Genomic DNA, 8883 nt, shown 5'->3' on the forward strand with positions numbered 1-8883 from the left:
CTGTTCCCGATGATCCGCGGGCGGTTGACGCAGGTGAACGGCACTCCTGTCACGCGCGACACCTACGACAGCGACGATGCGCGCCGCTTGTCGGACCGCGAGTTCAACCTGTCGACCATGAACGACATCCCGGCCACCAACGAGATCGTGGCCGGCAAGTGGTTCACCGACGGGCCGGGCGTGGCGGAGGCATCGGTGGAGCAGGGCATCGCCAAGACGCTCAGGCTGAACCTGGGCGACACGCTGCGCTTCAACATCGGCGGGCTGGATGTCGACGTCAAGGTGACCAGCACGCGCAAGCTGGAATGGGGCTCGATGCGGGCCAACTTCTTCGTCATCATCAATCCCGCGGCGATGGCGACGGCCGCGCAGACCTACATGACGGCCTTCCACCTGCCGGGCGACGGCGCGCAGCTTGGCAATTCGCTGGCGCGCGAATTCCCCAACCTGACGGTGGTAGACGTCAGCGGCATCCTGCGCCAGATCCAGGAAGTGGTGGACCAGGTGGTGGTGGCGGTGGAGTTCCTGTTCATGTTCACGCTGGCGTCGGGCGTGCTGGTGCTGTATGCGGCGCTGATGGGGTCGCAGGATGAACGCACCCGCGAGGCCGGGCTGCTGCGCGCGCTGGGCGCGACGCGCCGTCAGCTGTCGCAGGCGCAGTGGATCGAGTTTTCGCTGGTCGGCGGGCTGGCGGGGCTGCTGGCGGCCACCGGCGCGGCGGCGCTGGGCTGGGCACTGGCGACCTACCAGTTCAAGTTCGCGTGGACCTTCACGCCGACCGTGTGGCTGGCGGGGATCGTGGTGGGAGCGGTGTGCGCGATTGTCGGTGGCTGGCTTGGGCTGCGCAATGTGCTCAGGCAGCCGCCGCTGCAGACGCTGCGCGAGGCTTGACGGCGAGGGAACGGGTGACGGCTTAGTACGTCACCTGGTGATTCCGCAGGAAGTCGTTGTACGACAGCGCCTCCCCCGGCAGCTGGTCCGCGCTCAGTTCAAACAGCGCCCAAAAATACGTCTGTTCTCCCCGGCACACCTGGGCCGCTTCAATGTAGCGGTGCCAGGTGTTCCTGTACGCCGCCGTGTACATCCCGTCCCCATCGCGGAAATACGGAATCACCCTGCGCTCCTGCAGCGCGTCCAGCAGCGACTGCGGCGCGTTGTTGTCGTTCGCGATCTCGTAGTGCGCGTTCATGCCCGCCTCGGTCTCCATCACAAGCAGCAGCGGCTTGCCGGCCGTGTCGTACATCAGCAGCCCGGCCGGATTCTGGTACAGGTAATGCTCGACGATGCCGCGCTCCGCCACCAGCTCGCGCACCAGCGTGGCAACCGCCGGGTCGGACACGAAGCTGTAGCTGTGCAGTGCCAGCAAATCGCGCAGCGGTTCCGAGCGCGCCGTGAAGAAGTCGCGCTGCAGCGTCTCGATCTCGCGCTCGAGCCGGTCCAGCGCATTCTCGTCGCTTTTCTTGATGTAGCGGTCGATCAGCCCGCGGTTGAAGGCATCCACCGCTACCCGCTCGTCCGCCACACCGGTGAACAGGATCTTCTTGCAAGGCAGGTCGCGAATCGCCTCGCACAGTTCGATGCCGTTCATCTGCGGCATCAGGTAGTCGACCACCACCACCGACGGTGTCAGGAAGCGCTTCCTCTGGAAACTGATGCGGTGGATCTGCTCGAGGTCGAGCGCCACGCCGTACTGCGGGACCTCGCGCGGATAGGCATCGAAGCTGGCCGACAGGGTCCGTTCCGCCCCCGTGCATGGCCCGCTTTGCTGGCGCAGCCAGTGCAGCGCGCTGCGCGTGTCGTGGAAGGCCTTGCTGGCAAGGGTGGGGTCGAGCTGGAACGACAGGCTTCTCAGGAAGTTGTCGCTGTCGTCGATCAGGACGGTCAGGCTCGGGTGCTGGTAAATGGGGAGGTTCATGGGGGGGACCGTAGAGGTAGGGCGGCCAGCGTGACTGAGGGGACAGCCAGTTTGACCTTGGGGAATTCGAGCACGAACACGGTGTAGGCCAGCTCGCGCGAAACGACGCGGATGCTGGCATGCCATGCCTGGATGATTTCCTTGCACAGCGCCAGCCCGATGCCGGAGCCGGAGCTGGGAGGATAGGAGTAGAAGCGGTCGAAGATCATTGACAGCCGGGTGGCGGGCACGCCGCAGCCGGTGTCGATGAACAGCAGCCGCGGGGTCGGGCGCGCGCCGTCGATGACGATCCGCACGCGCCCCTTGCCGGCGCGGTGCAGCGCCTTGAGCGCATTGCGCAGGAGGTTAAGCAGCACCACCACGGCCAGCTCGTACTTGCCCGCAAACGTGAAGTCGGCGCGCACATCGACCTTGACCGCGCCGCGCTGCGCTTCGCCGGTGAAGGGATAGCGCCGGATCACCGCTTCGACCACCTCGCGCATCGAGACGTTTTCGGTCGCCTCCAACTGCTGGTTGACCGCCGATGCCGACAGCAGGAACAGGTCGATCATGTGGTTCATGTGGCGTACTTCGAACTGGATGCGCGCCATCGCCTCGCTCATGGCATGCCAGTCGGCGTCGGTGGGCGGATTCGCGCGCGCCAGGCGGCGGTTGATGCCGCGCGCATTCGCTTCCACGCTCACCAGCGGGGTGCGCAGTTCATGCGACACGGTCGCCAGTCCGTGCGCCATGCCGGCCAGCTTCTCCTGCGCCAGCACATGGCGGCCGACCTTCGCCACCGACACGACCAGGATGGTGAAGGCGTAGATCGGCAACTGCTCGAGCACCTTGGCGCTGGCCAGGAAGGCCGGATCGCCGGCCAGGGCGAAGGCGAGGCAGGCGGCAAGCGTGCCCGCCGCATACGAACTTAGCGCCCACAACACGCTGAAGTGGAACAGCACGATGATCGCGATCAGCAGCGACTGGCTCCAGACCGCCGAGCCGCCGTTCATCAGGTACATGAAAGTGAAAAAGAAGGGCAGCACGTAGGTGACGCCGGTAAAGATGTAGACGCGCATTCCCCACGCCCCGAAGGGTTGGCGCGACAGCACCGCAGGCAGGCACAGCGCCACCCCGACCAGCCGCAGGGCGAGGCTTTCATATTCCTGGGGAAACCAGTAGGTCCAGACCAGGTAGTAGGCGGGCAGGCCGATGCAGCCTACCCACGCCAGCAGCATGAAGCGCGTGGATGCATGGCTGTATTGCCTGTCCTGCCGCACCAGCCAGTCCAGCGTCGCCTGCCCCACCGGCGTTGCCGCGGCCTTTACCTTGTCCGTCCAACGAAGCATTGAGATCCGCCATTCCCGCGCCGCGCCCCCGGGGGAGCTTGATGTGGCACAAATTGATAATTGTCAAATCGAATCTTGTCGCAGGTTTGCAATCAAGCACTTGATCTACCTCAACTGTGCGTAGTGATGTCACGTTGGTAAAAAATGCAGGATAGAAAATGAATCTTTTTAACTGAGGAAAAATCATGTCGCTTGCCGCACGTCAACAAACTCTGTTTTCCCACGCCGAACACTGCCTTCCTTCGTTCGTGACAAAGCGCATGGACGAGCACTACGTCACCCGCGTCCAGCAATTGCTGGGCGGCGAGCACATGCACGTATGGGCGCCGGCCAGGCAGGGCGCCGTCATGCTGGCCGGGAACGACTACCTGTGCATCTCGGGCGACGCCGGGCTGCTCGGCGCGCAGGCGCGCTGCCTGCAGGCCAGCAAGGCCGGGATGCTGATGTCGTCCGTATTCCTGCAGGAAGGCAGCCGCCAGCACCTGCTCGAAGCGAAGTTTGCGGCGTACATGGGATCGGAGGACGGCGTGCTGGCCCAGTCCGGGTGGGCGGCCAACGTCGGGCTCATCCAGAGCATCGCCGAGCCCGGGGTGCCGGTCTACCTTGACATGCTGGCGCACGCCTCGCTGTGGGAAGGCGTGCAGTCGGCCCGCGCCGAGGGCGTACCCTTCCTGCACAACGATGTGGCCAGCCTGGAGCGCCAGGTCGCGAAGCACGGCCGCGGCGTCATCGTCGTCGACGCCCTGTACAGCACCAACGGCAGCGTGGCGCCGCTGCACGAGATCGTGGACATCGCGGAGCGCAGCGGCTCCATCCTGGTGGTGGACGAATCGCATTCGCTCGGCACGCACGGGCCGCGCGGGGCCGGGATCGTGGTCGCCATGGGACTGGAAGACCGCGTCCACTTCCGCACCGCGTCGCTGGCCAAGGCTTTTGCCGGGCGCGCCGGGTTCATCACCTGTTCCAGCCATTTCAAGGGCTACTTCCTGTCCGCCTCGCGTCCAGCCATCTTCAGTTCCTGCCTGCTCGAGCACGAGCTGGCGTGGTTCGACGCCGCCCTCGACCTGATCGCCGGCGCCGACGACCGCCGCGCGGCGCTGCACGCCAGCGCCAGGCAAGTGAGGGAGGGGCTGGCGGAACTGGGCTACAACGTGAGCGACGGCACCGAGCAGATCATCGCGCTCGAAGCGGGGCCCGAGCCAAAGACGCTGGCGCTGCGCAAGGCGCTCGAGCGGCGCGACATCTACGGCGCGGTGTTCTGCGCACCGGCCACGGCCAAGAACCGCTCGCTGGTGCGGCTGACGCTCAATGCCGGGCTCGGGCAAGCCGACATTGGCCGCCTGCTCGACGCCTGCGACGACATGCGGGCCGAGGTCGATATCGAGAACTGGTCGTCGACGCGCAGGCTGCGCCGCCTTACGCTGGTCTGAAAAAAGAGCGCCGGCTGGAACACGCCAGCGTTCCGCCGCGCTATCATTGGGCCATGAGCGAATCGAAGACCCTGTATGAAGTGATCGGCGGCGAGGCGCGCGTGCGCGAACTGGTCGACCGTTTTTACGACCTGATGGAGCTGGAACCGGAATTTGCCGGCATCCACGCGCTGCATCCGAAGCCCAACAACAGCTCGCGCGACAAGCTGTTCATGTTCCTGTCGGGATGGATGGGCGGCCCGGACCTGTTTGTCGAGCAGTACGGCCACCCGCGCCTGCGCGCACGCCACCTGCCGTTTACAATCGGTTCGAGTGAACGCGACCAGTGGCTGCGCGCGATGGCATGGGCGATGGAAGACGTCGGCATCGAGGAATCGCTGCGCCTGCGGCTGATGGAGTCGTTCTTCCAGACCGCCGACTGGATGCGCAACAAGGCCGACTGAGCTCATGACCCTATTTGAAGTGTTGACACTGGCCGCGGCCGCGATCGTCATCGCCCTCCAGCTGGCATTGCTGTTGCGCGGCCGCGGGCGCGACGCCGAACGGATGGAACGCGAACTGCGCGCCGAGCTGCAGGCCAGTGCGCAAGCCACGCGCCAGGAACTGGGCGGAACGCTGGCGCAGCACCACGGCGCCACCGTCCAGCAGCTCGACAGCCTGCGCCAGCAAAGCATGCTGCAGGCAAGCAGCGGGCGCGAGGAACAGGCGGTCGCGCTCAAGCGTTTCGCCGACACCTTGCAGCGCACGCTCACCGCGCTGACCGAATCGCACGCACAGCGGATGATGGAAGTGCGCGCGACGCTGGAGGCGAGGATCAAGGATCTCCAGGCCGACAACGCCACGCGCCTCGAAGAAATGCGCAAGACGGTGGATGAAAAGCTGCACGCCACGCTGGAGACGCGCCTGACCGAATCGTTCCGTCATGTGTCGGAACGGCTGGAGAAGGTGCACCAGGGTTTGGGCGAAATGCAGCAGCTGGCGCTGGGGGTCGGTGACCTGAAGCGGGTGCTCACCAACGTCAAGACGCGCGGCACCTGGGGCGAGGTGCAGCTGGAGATGCTGCTGGAGCAGGTGCTCACTTCCGACCAGTATGCAAAGAACGTCGAGACCGTGGCCGGCACCAATGCGCGCGTCGAATTCGCCATCAAGCTGCCGGGCGTGGTCGACGGCGGCGCACCGGTGTGGCTGCCAATCGACGCCAAGTTCCCGAAGGAACAATACGAACGCCTGGTGGAAGCGGCCGACCGCGCGGATGCGGAGGGCGTGGCCCTGTTCGGGCGCGAGCTGGAACGCGCCGTGCGCAACGAAGCGAAGACGATCTGCGAGAAGTACCTGGCGCCGCCGCACACCACCGACTTCGCGATCCTGTTCCTGCCGACCGAAGGGCTGTATGCGGAAGTGATGCGCCGTCCGGGGCTGGCCGACGACCTTCAGCGTTCGCTGCGCGTGTCGATCGCAGGGCCGTCGACGCTGGCCGCGATCCTCAACAGCCTGCAGATGGGATTCCGTACGCTGGCGCTGGAGAAGCGTTCGTCCGAGGTGTGGGAAGTGCTGGGCGCGGTGAAGACGGAGTTCGGCAAGTTTGGCGACGTGCTTCACGCGACCAAGATGACGCTGGAAAAAGCGGCGAAGAACATCGAGAACGCTGAAGTGCGCAGCCGCCAGATGGCGCGCAAGCTGAAGTCGGTGGAGGCGCTGCCGAGCGAAGCGGCGCAACTGCTGCTTGGACCGGAGATAGAAACAGAGGACAGCGAGAATCCTTAACATGGAGGTGGAATGCGCAACAAGATCGTCACGGCGGCAGAAGCGGTTCAACGTATCCATGATGGCGACACCGTGGCCACTGGCGGTTTTGTGGGCGTCGGTTTTGCTGAAAACATCGCCGTCGCGCTCGAACAGCGCTTCACCTCCACCGGCCTGCCGCGTAAGCTCACGCTAATCTACGCAGCAGGGCAGGGCAGGGCGACGGCGCCGACCGCGGCCTGAACCACCTCGCGCACGAAGGCCTGGTCAAGCGCGTGATCGGCGGCCACTGGGCGCTGGTACCCAAGCTGCAGGCGCTCGCCATCCACGACAAGATCGAAGCCTGGAACCTGCCGCAAGGCGTCATCAGCCAGTTGTTCCGCGACACCGCGGCCGGAAAGCCCGGCCTGCTGTCGTCGGTCGGCATCGGCACCTTCGTCGACCCGCGCTACGGCGGCGGCAGGATCAACGCCAGCGCGCGCGAGGACATGGTGGAACTGATGACCATCGGCGGCGAGGAATACCTGTTCTACAAGGCGCAGCCGGTGAACGTCGCCATCATTCGCGGCACCACCGCCGACACGAACGGTAACGTGACGATGGAGAAGGAAGCCCTGACGCTCGAAGCGCTCGCCATCGCGATGGCCGCCCACAATTCGCGCGGACTGGTGATCGTCCAGGTCGAACGCGTCGTCGAGGCCGGGCAGCTCGACCCGCGCCAGGTCAAGATTCCCGGCATCCTGGTCGACTGCGTGGTGGCCGCCGAAAAGCCCGAGTACCACATGCAGACCTTCGCCACCGAGTACAGCGAAGCCTACGCCGGCCGCGTGCGCGTGCCGATGTCCTCGATCGAGCCGGTGGCGCTGGACGAACGCGTGATCATCGCACGCCGCGCATTGATGGAACTGCGCGAAGGAGACGTCGTCAATCTCGGCATCGGCATGCCCGAAGGCGTATCGCAGGCCGCGGCCGAACGCAACATGCTTGACAAGATCACGCTGACGGCGGAAGCGGGCGTCATCGGCGGCATGCCCGCGGCGGGACTCGACTTCGGCGTGTCGGTGAATGCCGACGCGGTGATTGACCAGCCATACCAGTTCGACTTCTACGATGGCGGCGGGCTCGATGTCGCGGTACTGGGCCTCGCGCAGGCCGACCGCTTCGGCAACCTCAACGTCAGCAAGTTCGGCTCGCGCCTGGCTGGCGCTGGAGGCTTCATTAATATCAGTCAGAATGCGAGGAAGGTAGTCTTCGTCGGGACGTTCACGGCGGGCGGACTGGAAGTGGCGGTGGAAGATGGCCGCCTGCGCATCGTGCACGAAGGCCACACGCGCAAGTTCGTCGATGACGTCGAGCACCGCACCTATTCGGGCGAGCACGCCTATGCGCGCGGGCAGGACGCCCTGTACGTGACCGAGCGCTGCGTGTTCCGGCTGACCGCCACCGGGCTTGAGCTGATCGAAATCGCACCCGGTATTGACCTGGAGCGCGACGTGCTGGGACAAATGGATTTCAAACCCGCGCTGAGCGCGGACTTGAAACAGATGGATCCAGCTGTTTTCGTGTCTTAAACCGGGTTTAGTCGAGATCCGACGCGTCGTGCCGTTCGGGCACTTGTTCGGCAGGATCGCCGCGCACCCGATTGACCTTGCGGCCGCGAATGACCGCAGGGCGCGCTCCCACCTCGTCGGTCCAGCGCTTGACGTTCTTGTATTCATGGACCGACAGGAATTCAGCCGCCTCGTACATTTCCCCGCGCAGCAGGCCGCCGTACCACGGCCAGATCGCCATGTCGGCGATGGTGTACTCGCTACCGGCGACGTAGCGGTTTCCGGCCAGCTGGCGGTCGAGCACATCGAGCTGGCGCTTGACTTCCATGGCGTAGCGGTCGATCGGATATTCCAGCTTCTCGGGCGCGTAGGCATAGAAGTGGCCGAAGCCGCCGCCCAGGAATGGCGCCGATCCCATTTGCCAGAACAGCCAGTTCAGCGTCTCGGTGCGCGCCGCGATTTCCGTAGGCAGGAATGCGTTGAACTTCTCGGCCAGGTACACCAGTATCGCGCCTGATTCGAACACGCGCAGCGGTTTGTCGCCACTATGGTCGACCAGTGCCGGAATCTTCGAGTTCGGGTTGATCTCGACGAAGCCAGTGGAGAACTGCTCGCCATCGTTGATGCGGATTAGCCATGCGTCGTACTCGGCGCCCGCATGCCCGAGCGCGAGTAGCTCCTCCAGCATGATCGTAACCTTAATGCCGTTCGGAGTCGCCAGCGAATACAGTTGCAGCGGATGTTTGCCGACAGGGAGGACCTTCTCGTGCGTGGGGCCTGCGACCGGGCGGTTGATGTTTGCAAACGTGCCGCCGGACGATGCCGGCGGGGTCCAGACCTTCGGTGGCACGTAATTCGATTGATCGGTCATCGATATGTCCTTTAGGCTACAGCGCGTCACGTTGATGGTGCTCACG

Annotated in this window: 7 protein-coding genes and 1 pseudogene; 5 read left to right on the forward strand and 3 right to left on the reverse strand. The window is 64.9% G+C overall.

The genetic code is table 11. The annotated features are described in order from the left end of the window. A partial coding sequence (locus D3872_RS23450) for an ABC transporter permease (RefSeq protein ID WP_119813034.1) occupies window positions 1-891 on the forward strand: 891 nt, incomplete at its 5' end. A 22-nt stretch (window positions 892-913) separates the two neighbouring features. Here D3872_RS23450 and D3872_RS23455 read toward each other — a convergent pair. Together D3872_RS23455 and D3872_RS23460 are read right to left on the reverse strand one after the other, a co-directional pair. Beyond that, on the reverse strand, window positions 914-1915 hold the full coding sequence (locus tag D3872_RS23455; protein WP_119813035.1) for a response regulator: 1002 nt from the start codon (window positions 1913-1915) through the stop codon (window positions 914-916). Beyond that, window positions 1912-3243, reverse strand: coding sequence for a sensor histidine kinase (locus D3872_RS23460; protein ID WP_119813036.1), 1332 nt, complete (start codon window positions 3241-3243; stop codon window positions 1912-1914). Before D3872_RS23460 ends, D3872_RS23455 begins: the two co-directional genes overlap by 4 nt. A 185-nt stretch (window positions 3244-3428) precedes the next feature. Between D3872_RS23460 and cqsA the strand changes: the two genes are divergently transcribed. The 4 genes and pseudogenes from cqsA to D3872_RS23480 all read left to right on the forward strand — a co-directional run. After that, window positions 3429-4673 carry an alpha-hydroxyketone-type quorum-sensing autoinducer synthase gene (gene cqsA / locus D3872_RS23465; protein WP_119813037.1) on the forward strand — a complete coding sequence of 415 codons (1245 nt, stop codon included), beginning with the start codon at window positions 3429-3431 and terminating at the stop codon, window positions 4671-4673. A gap of 53 nt (window positions 4674-4726) precedes the next feature. Continuing rightward, entirely contained in the window at window positions 4727-5116 is a 390-nt protein-coding gene (locus tag D3872_RS23470) for a group II truncated hemoglobin (RefSeq protein WP_119813038.1), read from the forward strand. Window positions 5117-5120: 4 nt separating this feature from the next. Next, on the forward strand, window positions 5121-6437 hold the full coding sequence (locus tag D3872_RS23475) for a DNA recombination protein RmuC (protein ID WP_119813039.1): 1317 nt from the start codon (window positions 5121-5123) through the stop codon (window positions 6435-6437). A gap of 12 nt (window positions 6438-6449) precedes the next feature. Beyond that, window positions 6450-7978, forward strand: a pseudogene (locus D3872_RS23480) (acyl CoA:acetate/3-ketoacid CoA transferase); the annotation flags it as partial. Between the two features lie 16 nt (window positions 7979-7994). Here D3872_RS23480 and yghU read toward each other — a convergent pair. Further along, the gene (gene yghU / locus D3872_RS23485) at window positions 7995-8837 is read right to left on the reverse strand and encodes a glutathione-dependent disulfide-bond oxidoreductase (protein WP_119813040.1); all 843 of its coding nucleotides are present in this window, start codon (window positions 8835-8837) and stop codon (window positions 7995-7997) included. Window positions 8838-8883: the final 46 nt, after the last annotated feature.

The sequence above is a fragment of the Massilia cavernae genome (assembly GCF_003590855.1).
Taxonomy (GTDB): Bacteria; Pseudomonadota; Gammaproteobacteria; order Burkholderiales; family Burkholderiaceae_D; genus Telluria_A; species Telluria_A cavernae.